Here is a 17048-nt window from a genome sequence, read left to right on the forward strand (position 1 = left end):
GGCGCGCCCGGGACCGCCGGGCCTCCTTGTCCGGCACCGGGGCGGTGCCTACCGTGAGGAGCAGGCGGGCGCGACGCCGCCGGCCCCGACCCGTCAGGAGCACCCATGGACACCCCGGTGATCGAGGCCCGCGGGCTCGTCAAGACCTTCGGCCCCACCGCGGCCCTGGACGGCTTCGACCTCACCGTGGCGCCGGGGCAGGTCGCGGGTTTCCTGGGCCCCAACGGCTCGGGGAAGTCCACGGCGATCCGGGTGCTGCTGGGCCTGCTCCGGTCGGACGCGGGCACGGCCACGGTCCTCGGCCTGGACGCCTGGCGGGACGCCGTGCAGATCCACCGCCGCACCGCCTACGTCCCCGGGGACACGAACCTGTGGCCCAACCTGACCGGGGGCGAGATCGTGGACCTGCTCACGGGCATCCGCGGCGGACGACGGCGGCGCCGCCGCCGCGACGAGCTCGTCGAGCGCTTCGAGCTCGACCCCACGAAGAAGGCCCGCAGCTACTCCAAGGGCAACCGGCAGAAGGTGGCCCTGGTGGCCGCCCTGAGCGCCGAGGCGGAGCTGTACGTCCTGGACGAGCCGACCTCCGGGCTGGACCCCCTCATGGAGGCCGTGTTCACGGACGAGGTGCGCCGGCTGAGCGGGCAGGGCAGCACGGTCCTGCTCTCGAGCCACATCCTGGCAGAGGTCGAGAAGCTGTGCGACACCGTGACCATCATCCGCGCCGGACGGGACGTGGAGAGCGGCACCCTCGCCCAGCTGCGCCACCTGACCCGCTCCGCCGTCACGGCCACGACCTCCGCCGACCCCGGCCGCCTGGGCGGGCTGCCGGGCGTGCACCACCTCGTGCACGAGGACGGGAGGCTGGGCTTCGACGTCGACGACGCCCGGGTCCCCGAGGTGCTCCAGGCGCTCGCCGACCTGGGCGTGCAGAACCTGACCGTCACCCCGCCCTCGCTCGAGGAGCTCTTCCTGCGCCACTACGGCGACCGCCCGGCCGAGCCCGCCGCCCCGGACGGGACCGGGCGCGGCGCCGGCCGGGACGTGCGGGCGCCCCGATGAGGACCGCCGAGCCGTGGGCCGCGACCGGCCGGCTGTTCCGGCTCAACCTGCGCCTGGACCGGGTCCGGATCCTCGTGTGGGTGCTCGCGCTCACCGGCACCGTGTCCGCGACGGTGCTCGCCCTCGAGGAGACGTTCCCGGACGGCGAGGCCCGCCAGGCCCGGGCGGCCCTGCTGGACAACCCGTCCGCCGTGCTGATGACCGGCCCGGCCTTCGGCGCGGACGACTACACGCTGGGCGCCATGACGGTCAACGAGCTGAGCCTGTCGGTGCTCGTGGCGACGGCGATCATGAGCATCCTGCTCGCGAGCCGGCACGTGCGGGCCGAGGAGGAGTCCGGGCGGCTCGAGGTCGTCCGTGCGCTGCCGGTGGGCCGCTTCGCCCCGGCGGCGGCCGCCCTGGGAGCGGTCGCCGTGGCGGACGCGGCGGTCGGCGCCGGGATCACCGCCGGGCTCTTCGCAGCGGGCCTGGGCGGCGTCGACGCCGTGGCGTGGGGCGTGGCCACGGCGCTCACCGGCCTGGTCTTCGGGGCCGTGGCGGCAGTCACAGCCCAGCTCACCGAGCACGCACGGGCCGCCTCCGGCACGGCGATGGCCGTGCTCGGCGCGGCCTTCCTGGTGCGCGGGATCGGGGACGTCGTCGAGCCCACCGGCTCGTGGCTGTCCTGGTTCTCGCCGATCGCCTGGGCCCAGCAGACCCGGCTCTACGTGGACCTGCGCTGGTGGCCGCTGGCGCTCTCGGCGGCACTCACGGCGGCGCTGCTGGTGGCGGCCGTGCTGCTGGCCCAGCGGCGGGACCTGGGCGCCGGGCTGCGGCCGGCACGCCCCGGGCCCGCGGCGGCCGGGGCGGCCCTGCTCTCCGCGACCGGGCTGGCGCGGCGGCTGCTGCGCGGCACGTTCCTGGGGTGGACCGCCGGGCTCGTCCTCTTCGGCCTGGCCTTCGGCTCGCTGGCCGACTCGCTGGAGGACAGCATCGCGGACATCCCGTCGATCACCGACTGGCTCGTGATGGACCTCGACGCCCTCACCGAATCCTTCGCCGCCGCGACGCTGTCCTACCTCGCGCTCGGGGTGGTCGCCTTCGCCGTCTCGGGCGTGCTGCGCCTGCGCTCCGAGGAGGAGTCCGGCCGCACGGCCCTGCTCCTCTCGACGGGCCTCGACCGGGTGCGCTGGGTGCTCGGCTGGCTCGCCGTGGTCGTGGTGGAGGCCCTCCTGGCCCTGCTGCTGGCCGGGGCCGCGCTGGGCGCCGGGGTCACCGCCACCACCGGGGACCTGCGCTGGACCGGCGAGCTCGCCCTGGCGGCCCTGGCCTACGCCCCGGCCGTGCTCGTGGTGGCGGGGGTCGCCGCCGCCCTGGTAGGACTCGTCCCGCGGTTCGCGGCGCTGAGCTGGGCCGTGGTCGCGTACGTGGTCTTCGTCTCGTGGTTCGGCCTGCTGCTCGACCTGCCGGAGGCGGCGATGAACCTCTCCCCCGTGCAGCTGACGCCGCTCGTGCCCTCCGAGGACTGGGAGGCCGCTCCGCTGCTGGGTCTCGCCGGGCTGGCGCTCGTCCTCCTGGCCGCGGCCGCCGCCGGGATCCGCCGCCGGGACCTCGTGGCCTGAGCCGGCGGGCCGGCCACCACCGAGGGGGCGCCCCCGGGCGGCGTCGCGGTCGACGGCCGTCCGGGGGCGCCCCCTCGGCACGCGCGGAGCCGCGCGGCCCCGCGGCCGGGCTGCGGCGGAGCCGCGGAGCGGGTCAGCCCGCGACGAGCTTGAGCGTCTCCCGGCTGAAGGCCTCGAGGTCACCGGGGTTGCGGGAGGTGACGAGGCGTCCGTCGACGACGACCTCCTCGTCCACCCACTCCGCCCCGGCGTTCTTCAGGTCCGTGGCCAGGGAGGTGTAGGACGTGAGCCGCTTGCCCTGCGCGAGTCCGGCCTCGATGAGGATCCACGGGGCGTGGCAGATGGCCGCGATCGGCTTGCCCGCGGCGTCGAACTCCTTGACCAGGCGCAGGGCGTCCTGGTCCGTGCGCACGGTGTCCGCGTTGAGGGTGCCCCCGGGCAGGACCAGCGCGTCGAAGTCCTCGGCCTTCGCCGCGGCGAGGGTGCCGTCGACGTCGTAGCTGCCGGCGCGGTCCCAGTCCCCCTGCATCGCCGTGATGGTGCCCTGCTCCGGGGACAGGAGCACGGGGGTGCCGCCGGCCTCCTGGACGGCCTTCCACGGCTCGGTGAGCTCGGGCTCCTCGACGCCGTTCGTGGCGATGAACGCGATCTTCTTGCCGGTGATGTCGGTGGTCATGAACTGCCTCCTGGGTGCGGTGGATCTGTGGATGGGGTGGATCTGTCCGTTCGGTGGACCTGCGGCTCCGGTGGAGCCGCCGGTCCGGCGGAACCGTGCCGGGGCGCCGCGGCCGCTACTGCGACCGGAGACCGCCGAGGACGTCGAGCGCCGCCCGCAGCCGGACGCCGGCGTCGTCGGCGACCTCCTGCACGGCGGGGCTGCCGCTGAGCTGGACCATGGTCTGCGGGTCGATGGCCTCGACCGTGGAGGAGCCGGCGTCCGCGCCGCGGCGCACCACCACGTTGCAGGGCAGGAGCGCGCCGAGCTGGGGCTCCGCGGCCAGGGCCTTGCTGGCGAGCCCGGGGTTGCAGGCGCCGAGGATGACGTAGTCGCCCACGCCCTCGGCGGCCTCGGCGCCGAGCTTCTTCTCGAAGGTGGCGCGCACGTCGATCTCGGTGAGGATGCCGAAGCCCTGCTCGGCCAGGGCGACCCGCGTCCGCTCGACCGCCTCCGCGTAGGGCAGCGGGACGACGACGGCGTTGGTGTAGCTCATGCTGGCACTCCTTCTCGGTCCGGGCTCCTGCTCAGGACTCCACTGTTGGCACGCGGGGCGCGGAAAGGGAAGTGCGGGACGGCCACGTTCTCGCTGGGCGATACCGGCACCCGGCCTCGATACCCCCGGGGGTAGTTGAATACCCCCAGGGGTATCTGCCATACTCGGAACGAACGCCGGGCGGAGCGCCCGGCACCCCTCCACGGCCTGACCACCCCGCCCCGGCCGGCGGGAAGCAAAGGACACGCACCATGACCGTCACCCTCGTACTGACCCTCCTGCTGTCGGTGCTGATCGGGCTCTCGCTCGGCCTGCTCGGCGGCGGCGGATCCATCCTCACCGTCCCGATCCTCACCTACGTCGCCGGACTGGACCCCAAGGAGGCCATCGCGGCCTCCCTGTTCGTCGTCGGGGTGACCTCCGCCGTCAGCGCCGTCAACCACGCCCGCAACCGGCGCGTGAAGTGGCGCACCGGCCTCGTCTTCGGCGCGGCCGGCATGGCGGGGGCCTTCCTCGGCGGCCTGGCCGGCGGCTACATCCCCGGCACCGTGCTGATGGTCGCCTTCGCCCTGATGATGGTCGCGACCTCCCTGGCCATGATCCGCGGCCGCAGGAACAGCACCGCAACAACCCACGACGGCGAGCTGCCCGTCGGCAAGGTCGTCGCCGAGGGCCTGGTCGTGGGTCTGGTCACCGGCCTGGTGGGGGCCGGCGGCGGCTTCCTCGTCGTCCCGGCCCTGGCCCTGCTGGGCGGGCTGTCCATGCCCGTGGCCGTGGGCACCTCCCTGGTGGTCATCGCGATGAAGTCCTTCGCCGGCCTCGCCGGCTACCTCACCACGGTCTCCCTGGACTGGGCCCTGGTGGGTGCGGTGACCGTCGCCGCGGTCGCCGGCTCGTTCGTCGGGGCGCGGCTGGCCGGGCGCATCCCCGAGGCCGCCCTGCGCAAGGGCTTCGGCATCTTCGTCCTGGTCATGGGCGTCTTCGTCCTGGTCCAGGAGCTGCCCGGCGCGGCCGGCCTCGCCGTCGGGATCGCCGCGGCGGCCGCGGGCGCGGCCGCCGCCGTCTGCTGGTTCGCGGTCCCGAGGTGCCCGCTGCGCACGCCCCTCACCGCCTGAGCGCCCCCTCCTCCCCGCACACCTGCACACCCGCACACCTGCACACCGCACACCGCACACCGCACACCGACAGGAGTTCCCCATGGCCACCATCGATCTCACCGAACAGGTCTTCGCCGAGACCGTCCAGGACCACGACATCGTCCTCGTGGACTTCTGGGCGAGCTGGTGCGGCCCCTGCCGCATGTTCGCCCCGACCTACGAGGCCGCCTCCGAGAAGCACCCGGACGTCGTCTTCGCCAAGGTCGACACCGAGGCCGAGCAGCGGCTCTCCGCCGCCGCCGGCATCAGCTCCATCCCCACCCTGATGGCCTTCCGCGAGGGCGTGCTCGTGTTCTCCCAGCCGGGCGCCCTGCCCGCCGCCGGGCTCGAGCAGGTCATCACCGCGGTCAAGGGCCTCGACATGGCCGAGGTCCACGCCGAGCTCGCCCGGCAGCAGGCCGGGCAGCGCACCGGGCAGCAGGCCTGAGCCGCGGCGCGGGTCCCCGGCACGTCGCTTCCGCGGTGGCCCCGCCCCTGGAACACTCCCGTAACAAGCCGCCGATACCGTCACCACGCCCCACGGCGCGCCGCGGGGCACCACCAAGGAGGAACGCACCATGGACGTCACCGTCATCGACACCCCGCAGCTCGGGGACCGCAGCTACCTCGTGCACGACGGGCAGGTGGCGCTGGTCATCGACGCCCAGCGCGACATCGACCGCGTCGAGGCCGCCGTGGAGCAGGCCGGGGTGAAGGTCACCCACGTGGCCGAGACGCACATCCACAACGACTACCTGACCGGCGGCTGCCTCTACGCCCGGAAGCACGGCGCGGCCTACCTCGTCAACGCCGCCGACGACGTCTCCTTCGAGCGCACCCCGATCGCCGACGGGGAAACCGTGCAGGTCGGCGAGCTGACCGTGAAGGCCGTGGCCACCCCCGGCCACACCCACCACCACCTCTCCTTCGTGGTGGAGCACGGCGAGGAGCAGGCCGTGTTCTCCGGCGGCAGCGTCCTCTACGGCTCCGTGGGCCGCACCGACCTGCTGGGCCGCGAGCACATGGTGGGCCTGACCCACGACCAGTACGCCTCCGCCCGCCGCCTGGCGGAGGAGGCCGAGGAGAAGGCCGCCCTGTACCCGACCCACGGGTTCGGCTCCTTCTGCTCCTCCGGCCCCGCCACCGGCGCGGACGAGTCCACGCTGGGCGAGCAGATCAGGACGAACCACGTCTACACCGATCCGGACGAGGAGCACTTCGTCGCCGAGCTGATCAGCAACCTCACGGCGTACCCGAACTACTACGTGCACATGGGCCCGGCCAACGCCGCCGGCCCCACCGAGCCGGACCTGTCCGTGCCCGACTCCCTGGACCCCGAGGAGCTGCGGTCCCGCCTCGAGGCCGGCGAGTGGGTGGTGGACCTGCGCCACCGGGTGGCCTACTCCGCCGAGCACCTGAAGGGCACCATCAGCTTCGAGTACGGCGACGGCTCCAGCTTCACCGCGTTCCTGGGCTGGATCTTCCCCTACGACCGGCAGCTGACCCTCGTGGGGTCGCGTGCGGACGTCGAGAACGCGATCCGGGACCTGTCGCGGATCGGCATCGACTCCCCCGACGCCGCACTGGGCGAGGACCCGGAGAAGCTCGCCCCCGGGGCGGCCCGCTCCTCCTACCCGCGCGTCGACTGGAAGGGCATGCTCGAGGGGCGGCCCGAGGACGAGACCGTCCTGGACGTCCGCCGGGTGGACGAGTACGAGGACTCGCACCTCCCCGGGGCGGTCAACATCCCGCTGCACGAGCTGCTGCCCCGGATGGACGAGGTGCCCGCGGGCCGGCTGTGGGTGCACTGCGGCTCCGGCTACCGCTCGGGCGTGGCCGCCAGCCTGCTCGAGCGCGCGGGCAAGGACCCGGTGCACATCGACGCCCTGTTCGCCGAGGCCGAGGAGGCCGGCGTGCCGCTCGAGAACTGACGCCGCCGCGGGGGCCGGTGCGCGCCCCCGGCCCCCGCGGCCCCTCCCCGAAGCCCGCCCCAGCCCAGCGAAAGGCCCGCCGTGAGCACCTCCCGCACCGTCCCCCCGTCCGCCGCCGGACGGCGCAGCGTCACCGTCATCGGCGCCGCGGTCGTCCTCCTGCACGTCGCAGGCTGGGGCGCGCTGCTCGCCCTCGTCCTGGGCACCGACACCCCCCAGGGGGGCACGGGGCTGTTCGTGGGACTCGCCCTCAGCGCCTACGCCCTGGGCGTCCGGCACGCCTTCGACGCCGACCACATCGCCGCGATCGACAACGCGACGCGCTCGCTGATGGCGCGGGGCCGGCAGTCCGCGGCCACCGGCTTCTGGTTCGCCCTGGGCCACTCCTCGGTGGTCCTCGTCTCCGTGCTGCTGCTGACCCTCGGCCTGGAGGCCTTCGCCGGCGGCCTCGCGGACGAGGGCTCCGGGCTGCGGCAGGCCGCGGGGCTCTGGGGCGGCACCGTCTCCGGGCTGTTCCTCGTCACCGCCGGGGTGCTCAACCTCGCCGTGCTGCTCCGGCTGCGCCGGGCCCGCCGCGCGGCGCGCACCGGCACCCTGGACGCCGCCGAGATGGACGCCCACCTCGCCGACCGGGGCGTGCTGCACCGCGTGCTGCACCCCGTGACCCGCATGGTGGACCGCCCGGCCAGGATGTACCCCGTCGGCTTCCTCTTCGGCCTCGGCCTCGACACGGCGGCCTCCATCGGGCTGTTCGTCATGGCCGGCGGGCTCGCCCCCGAGCTGCCCTGGTACGCGGTGCTCGTGCTGCCCGTGCTCTTCACCGCGGGCATGACGATGTTCGACAGCGCCGACGGCATCCTGATGAACCGGGTCTACGGCTGGGCCTCGGTGGACGCCCGCCGCCGGCTGAACTACAACGTCACGGTGACCACCGTCTCGGTCGTCATCGCCTTCGTGATCGGTGGGACCAGCCTGCTGTCCGTGCTCGCCGAGCTCCTGCAGCCGACCGGCGGCGCGCTCGCCCTCGTGGCGGCGGTCGACCTCAACTTCCTCGGCATGGCCGTGATCGTGTTCTTCGGCGTCGTCTGGCTGGGCTCGAAGGGCCGGGACCGGATCCGCCGCGACGGACGGCCGGTCCCTGTGCGAGGCTGATCGTCATGGTCCGACTCCTCCTGCTCGCCGACACGCACGTCCCGAAGCGCGCCCGCGACCTGCCCGCCGCGGTGTGGCGGGCCGTCGACGACGCCGAGGTGGTGCTGCACGCGGGCGACTGGATCGACCTCGCGACCCTCGACCGGCTCGAGGAGCGGGCCGCGCGCCTCGTGGGGGTCTGGGGGAACAACGACGGCCCGGAGCTGCGCGAACGGCTGCCCGAGGTGGCCCGCGAGACGCTCGGGGGCGTGCGCTTCGGGATGGTCCACGAGACCGGTGCCGCCGCCGGGCGGGAGGCCCGGATGGACCGGGCGTTCTCCGGCCTCGACGTCCTGGTCTTCGGCCACAGCCACATCCCGTGGGACAGCACCACCCCGGCGGGCCTGCGGCTGCTCAACCCCGGCTCCCCCACGGACCGGCGGCGCCAGCCGCACTGCACCTATCTGACGGCGGTCGCCGACGGCGGGCGGCTCACCGACGTGGAGCTCGTCCGCCTCCCGCCGCGCTGACGCCCGGCGGCACCGGCGCCGCCGGGCCGACCGCTCAGAGCAGGCCCCGCAGCTGGTAGTAGCGCCGGCCCACCACGGTCCCGTTGACCCGGACCGCGGCCCACACCAGCACGAGCAGCAGCGCCACCAGCACGGCCGGGACGGGCACGAAGAGCGCCCACACCACCAGCGCCATGCCCGGCACGGTCAGCAGGATCGGCCAGGCGTACTGCACCATCTCCACCGCCATGTAGTCCTGCATCTCCCGCAGGACCGGGTCCCGGGGGACGGCGCCGCGGCGCACCGAGGTCCGCAGCCCCTTGCTCGCCCGGGCGCGGGCGTCCATGAGGTCGTTGCGGGGCGCGTCGTCCGCCCGGGTGAGCGAGAGGATGATGCCGCTGACCAGCAGGGCCGCCCCGCCCACCACGAGTCCCCACTGGACCGGGCTGAGCAGCCCCCTCTCGCCCAGGAGGAGCGCGGCCGCGATGCCGCCCAGCAGCCCGACCACCAGGCTGGCCACGACGGCCAGCACGATCCGGCGGGCCCAGACCGCGTCGAGCTCCCCGAGCCGGGGGATCTGCACGTGCGGGTGGTCGGCCCCGCTGAGCCGGATCTCCTCGTCCATGGCGCACCGTCCTCTCGTCGCCCCGTGCTGCTGCACGGGCCCCTCCATTGTCCCGCGCCCCGGGCACGGTGGCACGTCCGCCCCGGGACAGACGGAAACCCCGGCCCCGGTCAGGTCCCCGGGGCCGGGGCGGCCGACCGCCCTCAGGCGGCCTGGTAGGTCAGGCAGTCGGCCTCGTCGGCGCCGGCGCCGATCCTCACGTCGTGGGCGGTGCACATCAGGTGCGCGTTGTGCTTGCACTCGGACCGCTGGCAGGCGCCCACCTCCGCGTGGACGGTGGGCAGGCCGCCGTCGGGGCCCAGCGAGATGAACGTGCCGCAGTGCGCGTGGCCGGAGGATCCGGTCACGGTGATCGCGTGGGCCGTGCACTCGTGGTCGTGGTTGAACGAGCACTGCCCCACGGTGCAGTCGGAGACGGGAACGAACTCGGTGGTGGCCATGACTTCTCCTCCGGGAGGATCTCCGGGCCGGAGCCTGCTGCCCCGGCCTGAACAAGCTCTTCCAGGATGCGCCTCACGAGGGACGATGGATAGCGCATCTTTTCGTGCCCCAATGTCCGCGGGCCGGCCGACGGGCCCCGCGGCGCCGCCCTTGACGGGGCACCGCCGCGGGGTATTCGCTGGACGCACGGCGGTGCCGCCCGGCGGCGCCGCGACGACCCCGAGGAGAACCCATGAGCGCCGGCGACCACTTCTACCTCGACAAGGCGGATCCCGGCAGCTGGCGGGCGCTCAACGGCCTGGCGCGCAAGGTCGCCGCCGCGGCCGAGGACGCCGGGCTGTCCCGGGCGCTCGTGGAGCTGCTCAACATCAGGGTCTCCCAGCTCAACGGGTGCGCCTACTGCCTCGACCTGCACACCGGCTACGCCGTGGAGGCCGGGGTGAGCGCGCAGAAGCTGGCGGTGCTCCCCGCCTGGCGCGAGACGGAGCTCTTCGACGACCTGGAGCGCGCCGCGCTGGCCATCGGGGAGTCCGTGGCCCTGCTGCCCGACGAGGAGACCCGGCTGGCGGAGCTGGCGGTGGCCCGGGCGGAGCTGACCGACGAGCAGTACTCGGCGCTGCAGTGGACGGCGGTGGCGATCAACGCCTTCAACCGGGTCTCCGTCCTCTCCCGCCACCGGGTCCGCCCCCGTGCGGCCGCGCCGGAGGGACACGCCCCGGGAGAACAGGCCGCGGACGAGCCGGCGCCGGACGCCCCGCGCACCCCGTCGACCGTCGCGGGGGGCACGGCGTGACCAACCTGGACGTGGACCCGCAGGAGCTGCTGTGCTCCGAGGCCGTCGGAGCCGGAGCGCAGCTGCTGGCCCCGCGCGAGGTGCCCCTGGGCGGACCCCGCGCGATGACCGTGCGCCGCACCCTGCCCCAGCGGCAGCGCAGCCTCATCGGGGCGTGGTGCTTCGTCGACCACTACGGCCCCGACCTGGTCTCGGAGTCCGGGGGCATGCGGGTGGCACGGCACCCGCACACCGGCCTGGCCACCGTGAGCCTGCTGTTCACCGGCGGGATCGCGCACCGGGACTCGGCCGGCTACGACGCGATCGTCCGACCCGGTGAGGTCAACCTGATGGTCGCCGGACGGGGGATCTCCCACCAGGAGTTCTCCACCCCCGGCACCACGCTGCTGCACGGGGTCCAGCTCTGGTACGCCCTGCCGGAGGCGACCCGCCACATGGCACCCACCTTCGAGCACCACGCCCCCGAGCCGGTGGTCGGGGAGGGCACGGAGCTGCGCGTCTTCCTCGGCTCCCTGGCCGGCAGCACCTCCCCGGTGGACACCTTCACCCCGCCGCTGCTGGCCGCCGAGGCCACCCTGCGGCCCGGCGCCCGGCTGGAGCTGGAGCTGGACCCGGCCCTCGAGCACGGCGTGCTGCTCGACACCGGCGACCTGGCGCTCAACGGCGCCCCCGTGCCGGTGGACCACCTCGCCTACCTCCCGGTCGGGCAGGGTCCCGTGGTGCTGGAGGCCGGCCTGAGCCCGGTCCGGCTGCTGCTCATCGGCGGCGAGCCGCTGGGCGAGCAGATCGTGATGTGGTGGAACTTCGTCGGCCGCAGCCACGAGGAGGTCGTCGCCTACCGCGCCGCCTGGCAGGCGGAGATCGAGGCCGAACCGGCCCCCGCGCCGGCCTCCGGCAGCTACGAGGACGGGGCGCCGTACCCGCGCTTCGGTCCCTACCCGGCGGAGCAGCCCGCCCCGCTGCCGGCCCCACCCCTGCCCACCGTCCAGCTGCGGCCCCGCGGCTGAGCCCGTCCCCCAGGAGACCACCATGGACACCTCCGCCGTCACGGTGCGGAACAACCCCGGCCGGCAGCGCTACGAGCTCCTCGACGGGGCGACCGTCATCGGCTCGGCCCACTGGGTGCCCTTCGAGGGCGCCGACGGGCCGCAGCGGATCTTCTACCACACCACCGTGGACGACGCCTACGGCGGGCAGGGCCTGGCCTCGAGACTGGCCCGGGAGGCCCTGGACGACACCGCCGGGGCCGGGCTGACGGTCGTCCCGGTGTGCCCCTACATCAAGAAGTGGCTGCACAGCCACCCCGACCACCAGCAGCACGCCGTGGCCGTGCGGCCCGAGCACCTCGCCGCCGTCCCGCGGCACGAGCAGCAGTGAGCCCGCCCGCCGCCGCGGGCCGGAGCCCGGCTGACGCCGGCCCGCGGCGGCCGGGACGGGAGCCCGTTCTCAGCCCCGCTGGGCGGCGATGAGATCGAGGAAGTGGGCGCGCATCCGGGCCCGGTCGGGCTCCACGCCGGTGATGAGCCGGAACGCGTCCACCGCCTGGCCGACCGCCATGTGGCCGCCGTCGAGCACCTGGCACCCCCGGGCCCGGGCCGCGGCGACGAGCTCGGTCTCCACCGGCAGATAGACCACGTCGGCCACCCACTGCCGGGCCTCCAGCAGGCCGGGGTCCACGGGGGTGCCGGGGTGGTGGTGCATGCCCACCGGGGTGGCGTTGACCAGCCCGTCGGCCGCGCGCACCAGCTCCGGCAGCGTCTCGGCGGTGGCGGCCGCGACCTGCTGCCCGGGGAAGAGCTCGGCCATGGCGGCGGCCCGCTCGCCCGCCCGAACGGGGTCCACGTCGAACAGGTGCAGGGTCTGCACGCCGGCGCTCAGCAGCGCGGAGGCCACGGCGGAGCCGGCGCCGCCGGTGCCGACCTGGACCACGCGGTCCTTGGCCGCGCCGGGGAGCACGGCCCGGAACCCCGCGGCGAAGCCGGACACGTCGGTGTTGTGGCCGATGAACCGCCCGTCGCGGATCACCACCGTGTTGACGGCCCTCAGCGCGGCCGCCTCCGGGGCGACCTCGTCGAGGTGGGCCAGCACCAGCTGCTTGCACGGGTGCGTGATGTTGAAGGCGTTGAACCCGAGGTCGCGCCCGGCCCGCAGCAGCTCCCCCACGTCCTCGCCCGGGCGGCCGATCACCTCGAGGTCCACCGGACGGTACAGGTAGTGCAGCCCGTGGTTCCGCGCCTCGGTCTCGTGCATCGGCGGGGTGAGGCTGCGGGTGATCCCGTCGCCGATCAGGCCCACGAGGTAGGACTCGGAGGTGGTGCTCATGCAGGGCTCCTTGCGGGGTGCGGTCAGGACGCGGCCGCGCCGACCGCTCTCGGCGCAGCACCGGTGCCGGTGGCGCGGAGGGCATCGCGAGCCGTTGGGACGCCCATCACAGTACACCGGGAGGACGCGCAGGACCCGCTCTGCACTCACTATGTGAACACGGATGCCACAGCGTGGAAGTGATTCCCGCGGCGGGGGCGCCGGGCCCGCGCCGGGGCACAATGGGCGGCAAGGCATGTGCCACGGCCCCGCCGACGGGGCCCACGAACTGCGGAGGGTGACGTCATGAGCGTGCTGGGCGAACTGGGGGCGGCGCTGGCCGCCGGGACCGTAGAGGTCGTGGACCTGACCACCCCCCTGGACCGGGACACCCCGATCCTGCGGCTGCCGGAACCGTTCGCCAACACGGTGGGCCTGTCCATGACGCCGGTGAGCGCCTACGACGAGGCCGGGCCCGGCTGGGCGTGGAACGACCTGACCCTGGGCGAGCACGCCGGCACGCACCTGGACGCGCCCGTGCACTGGATCACCGGCCGGGACGGGAGGTCGGTGGACCGGATCGAACCGGCGCGGCTCGTCGGGCCGGCCGCCGTCCTGGACCTCACCGCCGAGGCGGAGGCGGACGCCGACGCCCTGCTGGAGCCCGAGCACCTCGAGCGGTGGGAGGCCGAGCACGGGCGCTTCCCCGAGAACTGCTGGGTGCTCCTGCGCACCGGCTGGTCCGCCCGCGCGGACGACCCCGAGCGCTTCCTCAACGCCGACGCGGACGGTCTGCACGCCCCGGGGCCGTCGGTGGCCGCCGCCGAGTGGCTCGCCGCCCACCCGCACGTGAGCGGTTTCGGCGTGGAGACCGTCGGCATCGACGCGGGCATCGCCGGCGGCTTCGACCCGCCCTTCCCCGCCCACCACCACCTGCTGGGCCACGACAAGTACGGGCTGACCTCCCTGCGCCGCCTCGACCGGCTGCCGGTCCTCGGGGCGCAGCTCGTGGTCGCTCCCCTGCCGGTCGTGGGCGGCACGGGCAGCCCCGCCCGGGTGCTCGCCCTCGTCGAGCGGGCCGGGGCGTGACCGGCACGGTCGCCCAGCTCGTGGGCCGTGCGCTCGCGGAGCTGGGCGTGGGGCACGCGTTCGGCGTGGTGGGCAGCGGGAACTTCCACCTCACCAACGCGCTCATCGCGGCGGGCGTGCCCTTCACGGCCGCCCGGCACGAGAACGGCGCCGCGACCATGGCCGACGCCTGGGCCCGCACGAGCGGGCGCGTCGCCGTGGTCACCACGCACCAGGGCTGCGGGCTGACCAACGCGACCACCGGCATCGGCGAGGCCGCGAAGTCCCGCACCCCGCTGATCGTGCTCACCGCCGACACCCAGGCCGCGGCCGTGCACTCCAACTTCCGGATCGACCAGGACGCCCTCGCCCGGGCGGTGGGGGCGGTGGCCGAGCGGGTGCACTCCCCCGCGAGCGCCGCGGCCGACGTCGCCCGGGCCGTCCGGCGCGCCCGCAACGACCGCCGCACCGTGGTGCTCAGCGTCCCGCTCGACGTCCAGGCGTCCCCCGCCCCCGAGGGCGCCGTGGTGCCCGCGCTCCCGCCCGCGCCGCGCGTGCGCCCGGACGAGGACGCCGCCGAGCGCCTGGCGGGGATGCTGGCCGCCGCGCGCCGGCCGGTGTTCGTGGCGGGACGCGGCGCCCGGGGGGCCCGCGCGGAGCTGACCGCCCTCGCCGAGCGCTCGGGGGCGCTGCTGGCGACGTCGGCGGTGGCCAAGGGCCTGTTCGCCGGCGAGGACTTCGACCTCGGCATCTCCGGGGGCTTCTCGTCCCCGGCGACCGCGGAGCTGATCGGGGCGGCCGACCTCGTGGTGGCGTGGGGCTGCGCCCTGACCATGTGGACCACCCGGCACGGGCGCCTCCTGGGCCCGGAGGCCGCGGTGGTGCAGGTGGACCTCGAGGAGTCCGCCCTGGGCGCGCACCGGCCGGTGGACCGGCCGCTGGACCTCGGGGTCGTGGGCGACTGCGCGCTCACCGCCCGGGACGTCCTCGCAGCCCTGGAGCACGACGACCTGCGGACGGGCGGCACGCCAGGAGAGGTGGCGGCCGGGCCGGGAGCCGCCGCCCCGGCGTCGTCGTCCTGGCGCACGCCCGAGCTGGCCGCGCGGATCGCCCGGGAGGCCCGGTGGCGGGACGTCGCGTTCGAGGACCTGTCCACGGCGGAGCGGATCGACCCGCGGTTGCTGTCCCGCGAGCTGGACGCGATGCTGCCGTCCGAGCGGGTCGTGGCCGTCGACAGCGGCAACTTCATGGGCTACCCCAGCCAGTACCTCTCCGTGCCGGACGAGCGCGGGTTCTGCTTCACCCAGGCCTTCCAGTCCGTGGGCCTGGGCCTGGCCACGGCCATCGGCGCCGCGCTGGCGCAGCCGCACCGGCTGCCGGTGCTCGGCACGGGGGACGGCGGTTTCCTCATGGGGATCGCCGAGCTCGAGACCGCCGTCCGGCTGGGCCTGCCGCTGGTGTGCGTGGTCTACGACGACGCCGCGTACGGCGCGGAGGTGCACCACTTCGCCGGTGACGAGGACGTGCCCCTGGACACGGTGGTCTTCCCGGACGTCGACATCGCCGCGATCGGCCGGGGCTTCGGCGCCGACGGCGTGGTCGTGCGCTCCGCCGAGGACCTGGCCGCCGTGCGCACCTGGCTCGACGGGCCCCGGGACCGGCCGCTGGTGATCGACGCCAAGATCGCCTCCGACGGCGGGGCGTGGTGGCTGGCCGAGGCCTTCCGGGGCCACTGACCCGGTTCCCGCGCCACGAGGTCGCCGACGGCGGGCCGGGCCCCGCCGGGACGGGTCAGGCCCCGGACCGGCCGTCCTCCGCCGCGTCCCGCCGCAGCCGGGTGATCCGCACCCGCTCCACCCGGCTGCGGTCCACGGCCAGGACCTCGAGCCGGTAGCCGTCCACGTCGACGACGTCCGCCGGGCGCGCCACCCGCCCCAGCCGGTCCATCACGAACCCGCCGACCGTCTCGTAGTGGCCCTCCGGGATGACGGGCCCGGCCTCCACCGGGACCTCCTGGATGATCAGCCCGCCGTCCACGAGCACGGCCCCGCCCTCGCGCAGCACCGTGTCCTCGTGCTCCCGGACCCCGGCGTCGAACTCGTCGTAGATCTCGCCCACGAGCTCCTCCACGAGGTCCTCGAGGGTCACGATGCCCGCCGTCCCGCCGTACTCGTCGACCACCAGCGCGATGTGGTGCCCGTCCTTGCGCATGGCCTGCAGGGTGCGCAGCACGTGGTTGGTCTCCGGCAGGAAGGGGATGGGCCGCACCACGTCCTGCAGGGTCCGCGGCGGGGCCTCGATGACCCCGTCGCCGTCCTGGTCCGCGACCACGAGGTCGCGGATGTGCACGAAGCCCAGGACGTCGTCCACGCTGGTGCCGAGCACGGGGTAGCGGGAGTGCGGCAGGGCCAGGGCCGTGCGGTAGGCCTCCGTGACGGGCAGGGTGCCGTCCAGGAAGTGGACGTCGGGGCGCGGGCGCATGACCTCGGCGAGACGGCGCTCGCCCGCCTCGAAGACGTCCGTGAGGATCGAGCGCGAGACGGCCCCGATGCCCCGGGTGTCCACGACCATCTCCCGGATCTCCTCCGCCGAGACCTCCTCGGTGACGGCGTGCGGGTCCCCGCCCACGAGCCGGACCACGAGGTTCGTGGACACGGACAGCAGCCAGATGACGGGGCGCATGAGCTTGGCGAAGACGCTGAGCGGAGGGGCCAGGATCTTCGTGAAGCCCACGGAGCGCTGCATGGCCAGGCGCTTGGGCACGAGCTCCCCGAGGACGAGGGAGAGGTACGCGATCACCAGGGTCATGCCGATCAGCGCGGAGGTCTCCGCGGCCGCGGTGGACAGCCCGGCCCGCTCGAAGACGGGGGCCACGTCCGGGGCGAGCGTCGAGGCGCCGTAGGCCGAGGAGAAGAACCCCGCCACCGTCACGCCGATCTGCACCGCCGAGAGGAAGAGGTTGGGGTCCCGGACGAGGGCGGCGGTCCGGGCGCCCTTGCGGCCCGAGCGCTCGATCCGCTTGACCTGGCTCTCCCGCAGGCTCACGATCGCCATCTCGGTGCCCGCGAAGACGCCCCCGACGGCCACGAACAGCAGGACCAGGAGGATGTTCACGATCGTGCTGTTGTCCATGGCGACCACAGTACCGGCCGCCTCCGGGACGCCTGGAGCTCATCTGCGCGTCACGCCGCGTTGACCGGTTCGTCTCCGCGCTCCGCTTCGGTGGTGGGGTACCGTCC

The 17048-nt window shown here is 74.9% G+C and carries 18 protein-coding genes; 12 read left to right on the forward strand and 6 right to left on the reverse strand.

The features are described from left to right. The first annotated feature begins 105 nt into the window (after positions 1–105). Positions 106–1062 carry an ABC transporter ATP-binding protein gene (locus AC6CH6_RS14710; RefSeq protein WP_498255678.1) on the forward strand — a complete coding sequence of 319 codons (957 nt, stop codon included), beginning with the start codon at positions 106–108 and terminating at the stop codon, positions 1060–1062. Next, positions 1059–2663: an ABC transporter permease gene (locus tag AC6CH6_RS14715; RefSeq protein WP_498255679.1), complete on the forward strand. Its 1605-nt coding sequence runs from the start codon at positions 1059–1061 to the stop codon at positions 2661–2663. The genes AC6CH6_RS14710 and AC6CH6_RS14715 overlap by 4 nt, the downstream gene beginning before the upstream one ends. Positions 2664–2796: 133 nt before the next feature. Here the strand turns inward: AC6CH6_RS14715 and AC6CH6_RS14720 are convergent, their stop codons facing one another. Both AC6CH6_RS14720 and AC6CH6_RS14725 read right to left on the reverse strand, forming a co-directional pair. Continuing rightward, the gene (locus tag AC6CH6_RS14720) at positions 2797–3339 is read right to left on the reverse strand and encodes a type 1 glutamine amidotransferase domain-containing protein (RefSeq protein ID WP_498255680.1); all 543 of its coding nucleotides are present in this window, start codon (positions 3337–3339) and stop codon (positions 2797–2799) included. A 115-nt stretch (positions 3340–3454) separates the two neighbouring features. Further along, the gene (locus tag AC6CH6_RS14725; protein ID WP_498255681.1) at positions 3455–3874 is read right to left on the reverse strand and encodes a DUF302 domain-containing protein; all 420 of its coding nucleotides are present in this window, start codon (positions 3872–3874) and stop codon (positions 3455–3457) included. Positions 3875–4125: 251 nt separating this feature from the next. Between AC6CH6_RS14725 and AC6CH6_RS14730 the strand changes: the two genes are divergently transcribed. The 5 genes from AC6CH6_RS14730 (at position 4126) to AC6CH6_RS14750 (ending at position 8602) form a co-directional block, all read left to right on the forward strand. After that, the gene (locus tag AC6CH6_RS14730; RefSeq protein ID WP_498255682.1) at positions 4126–4989 is read left to right on the forward strand and encodes a sulfite exporter TauE/SafE family protein; all 864 of its coding nucleotides are present in this window, start codon (positions 4126–4128) and stop codon (positions 4987–4989) included. A gap of 82 nt (positions 4990–5071) precedes the next feature. Then, positions 5072–5458: a thioredoxin gene (gene trxA / locus AC6CH6_RS14735; RefSeq protein WP_498255683.1), complete on the forward strand. Its 387-nt coding sequence runs from the start codon at positions 5072–5074 to the stop codon at positions 5456–5458. 130 nt (positions 5459–5588) lie between these two features. After that, on the forward strand, positions 5589–6941 hold the full coding sequence (locus tag AC6CH6_RS14740; RefSeq protein WP_498255684.1) for an MBL fold metallo-hydrolase: 1353 nt from the start codon (positions 5589–5591) through the stop codon (positions 6939–6941). An 81-nt stretch (positions 6942–7022) separates the two neighbouring features. Further along, the gene (locus AC6CH6_RS14745) at positions 7023–8093 is read left to right on the forward strand and encodes a HoxN/HupN/NixA family nickel/cobalt transporter (protein ID WP_498255685.1); all 1071 of its coding nucleotides are present in this window, start codon (positions 7023–7025) and stop codon (positions 8091–8093) included. Between the two features lie 5 nt (positions 8094–8098). Continuing rightward, positions 8099–8602, forward strand: a complete 504-nt coding sequence (locus AC6CH6_RS14750; protein WP_368794987.1) for a metallophosphoesterase family protein — start codon at positions 8099–8101, stop codon at positions 8600–8602. A gap of 34 nt (positions 8603–8636) precedes the next feature. Here AC6CH6_RS14750 and AC6CH6_RS14755 read toward each other — a convergent pair whose 3' ends face one another. Together AC6CH6_RS14755 and AC6CH6_RS14760 are read right to left on the reverse strand one after the other, a co-directional pair. After that, positions 8637–9206, reverse strand: a complete 570-nt coding sequence (locus tag AC6CH6_RS14755; protein ID WP_017833458.1) for a hypothetical protein — start codon at positions 9204–9206, stop codon at positions 8637–8639. A 143-nt stretch (positions 9207–9349) separates the two neighbouring features. Then, entirely contained in the window at positions 9350–9646 is a 297-nt protein-coding gene (locus tag AC6CH6_RS14760) for a DUF1540 domain-containing protein (RefSeq protein ID WP_498255686.1), read from the reverse strand. A gap of 233 nt (positions 9647–9879) precedes the next feature. Between AC6CH6_RS14760 and AC6CH6_RS14765 the strand changes: the two genes are divergently transcribed. Genes AC6CH6_RS14765 through AC6CH6_RS14775 form a run of 3 tightly spaced genes read left to right on the forward strand, consistent with a single transcriptional unit; the run spans position 9880 to position 11817 of the window. Then, the gene (locus tag AC6CH6_RS14765) at positions 9880–10440 is read left to right on the forward strand and encodes a carboxymuconolactone decarboxylase family protein (protein ID WP_498255687.1); all 561 of its coding nucleotides are present in this window, start codon (positions 9880–9882) and stop codon (positions 10438–10440) included. Beyond that, positions 10437–11447 (forward strand): pirin family protein, encoded by a 1011-nt coding sequence (locus AC6CH6_RS14770; RefSeq protein WP_498255688.1) that lies wholly within the window; start codon positions 10437–10439, stop codon positions 11445–11447. Before AC6CH6_RS14765 ends, AC6CH6_RS14770 begins: the two co-directional genes overlap by 4 nt. Before the next feature lie 22 nt (positions 11448–11469). Beyond that, entirely contained in the window at positions 11470–11817 is a 348-nt protein-coding gene (locus AC6CH6_RS14775) for a GNAT family N-acetyltransferase (protein WP_498255689.1), read from the forward strand. A 69-nt stretch (positions 11818–11886) separates the two neighbouring features. Here the strand turns inward: AC6CH6_RS14775 and AC6CH6_RS14780 are convergent, their stop codons facing one another. Next, the gene (locus tag AC6CH6_RS14780; protein WP_498255690.1) at positions 11887–12762 is read right to left on the reverse strand and encodes a shikimate dehydrogenase; all 876 of its coding nucleotides are present in this window, start codon (positions 12760–12762) and stop codon (positions 11887–11889) included. Between the two features lie 285 nt (positions 12763–13047). Here AC6CH6_RS14780 and AC6CH6_RS14785 point away from each other — a divergent pair, with 285 nt between their 5' ends. Together AC6CH6_RS14785 and AC6CH6_RS14790 are read left to right on the forward strand one after the other, a co-directional pair. After that, positions 13048–13830 (forward strand): cyclase family protein, encoded by a 783-nt coding sequence (locus AC6CH6_RS14785; RefSeq protein ID WP_017833452.1) that lies wholly within the window; start codon positions 13048–13050, stop codon positions 13828–13830. Further along, positions 13827–15545: a thiamine pyrophosphate-binding protein gene (locus AC6CH6_RS14790; RefSeq protein WP_498255691.1), complete on the forward strand. Its 1719-nt coding sequence runs from the start codon at positions 13827–13829 to the stop codon at positions 15543–15545. The genes AC6CH6_RS14785 and AC6CH6_RS14790 overlap by 4 nt, the downstream gene beginning before the upstream one ends. Positions 15546–15600: 55 nt before the next feature. Here AC6CH6_RS14790 and AC6CH6_RS14795 read toward each other — a convergent pair whose 3' ends face one another. Next, positions 15601–16941: a hemolysin family protein gene (locus AC6CH6_RS14795; protein ID WP_498255692.1), complete on the reverse strand. Its 1341-nt coding sequence runs from the start codon at positions 16939–16941 to the stop codon at positions 15601–15603. Between the last annotated feature and the right edge of the window lie 107 nt (positions 16942–17048).

This window comes from Kocuria sp. GQ42, assembly GCF_059758435.1.

What these genes read in the sequence shown, in the direction of transcription:
- AC6CH6_RS14755 (WP_017833458.1), bottom strand. Translation starts at nt 9,206, where the DNA reads ATGGACGAGGAGATCCGGCTCAGCGGGGCCGACCACCCGCACGTGCAG.
- AC6CH6_RS14715 (WP_498255679.1), top strand. Translation starts at nt 1,059, where the DNA reads ATGAGGACCGCCGAGCCGTGGGCCGCGACCGGCCGGCTGTTCCGGCTC.
- AC6CH6_RS14720 (WP_498255680.1), bottom strand. Translation starts at nt 3,339, where the DNA reads ATGACCACCGACATCACCGGCAAGAAGATCGCGTTCATCGCCACGAAC.
- AC6CH6_RS14760 (WP_498255686.1), bottom strand. Translation starts at nt 9,646, where the DNA reads ATGGCCACCACCGAGTTCGTTCCCGTCTCCGACTGCACCGTGGGGCAG.
- AC6CH6_RS14750 (WP_368794987.1), top strand. Translation starts at nt 8,099, where the DNA reads ATGGTCCGACTCCTCCTGCTCGCCGACACGCACGTCCCGAAGCGCGCC.
- AC6CH6_RS14780 (WP_498255690.1), bottom strand. Translation starts at nt 12,762, where the DNA reads ATGAGCACCACCTCCGAGTCCTACCTCGTGGGCCTGATCGGCGACGGG.
- AC6CH6_RS14730 (WP_498255682.1), top strand. Translation starts at nt 4,126, where the DNA reads ATGACCGTCACCCTCGTACTGACCCTCCTGCTGTCGGTGCTGATCGGG.
- AC6CH6_RS14785 (WP_017833452.1), top strand. Translation starts at nt 13,048, where the DNA reads ATGAGCGTGCTGGGCGAACTGGGGGCGGCGCTGGCCGCCGGGACCGTA.
- AC6CH6_RS14795 (WP_498255692.1), bottom strand. Translation starts at nt 16,941, where the DNA reads ATGGACAACAGCACGATCGTGAACATCCTCCTGGTCCTGCTGTTCGTG.
- AC6CH6_RS14710 (WP_498255678.1), top strand. Translation starts at nt 106, where the DNA reads ATGGACACCCCGGTGATCGAGGCCCGCGGGCTCGTCAAGACCTTCGGC.
- AC6CH6_RS14740 (WP_498255684.1), top strand. Translation starts at nt 5,589, where the DNA reads ATGGACGTCACCGTCATCGACACCCCGCAGCTCGGGGACCGCAGCTAC.
- AC6CH6_RS14765 (WP_498255687.1), top strand. Translation starts at nt 9,880, where the DNA reads ATGAGCGCCGGCGACCACTTCTACCTCGACAAGGCGGATCCCGGCAGC.
- AC6CH6_RS14775 (WP_498255689.1), top strand. Translation starts at nt 11,470, where the DNA reads ATGGACACCTCCGCCGTCACGGTGCGGAACAACCCCGGCCGGCAGCGC.
- trxA (WP_498255683.1), top strand. Translation starts at nt 5,072, where the DNA reads ATGGCCACCATCGATCTCACCGAACAGGTCTTCGCCGAGACCGTCCAG.
- AC6CH6_RS14725 (WP_498255681.1), bottom strand. Translation starts at nt 3,874, where the DNA reads ATGAGCTACACCAACGCCGTCGTCGTCCCGCTGCCCTACGCGGAGGCG.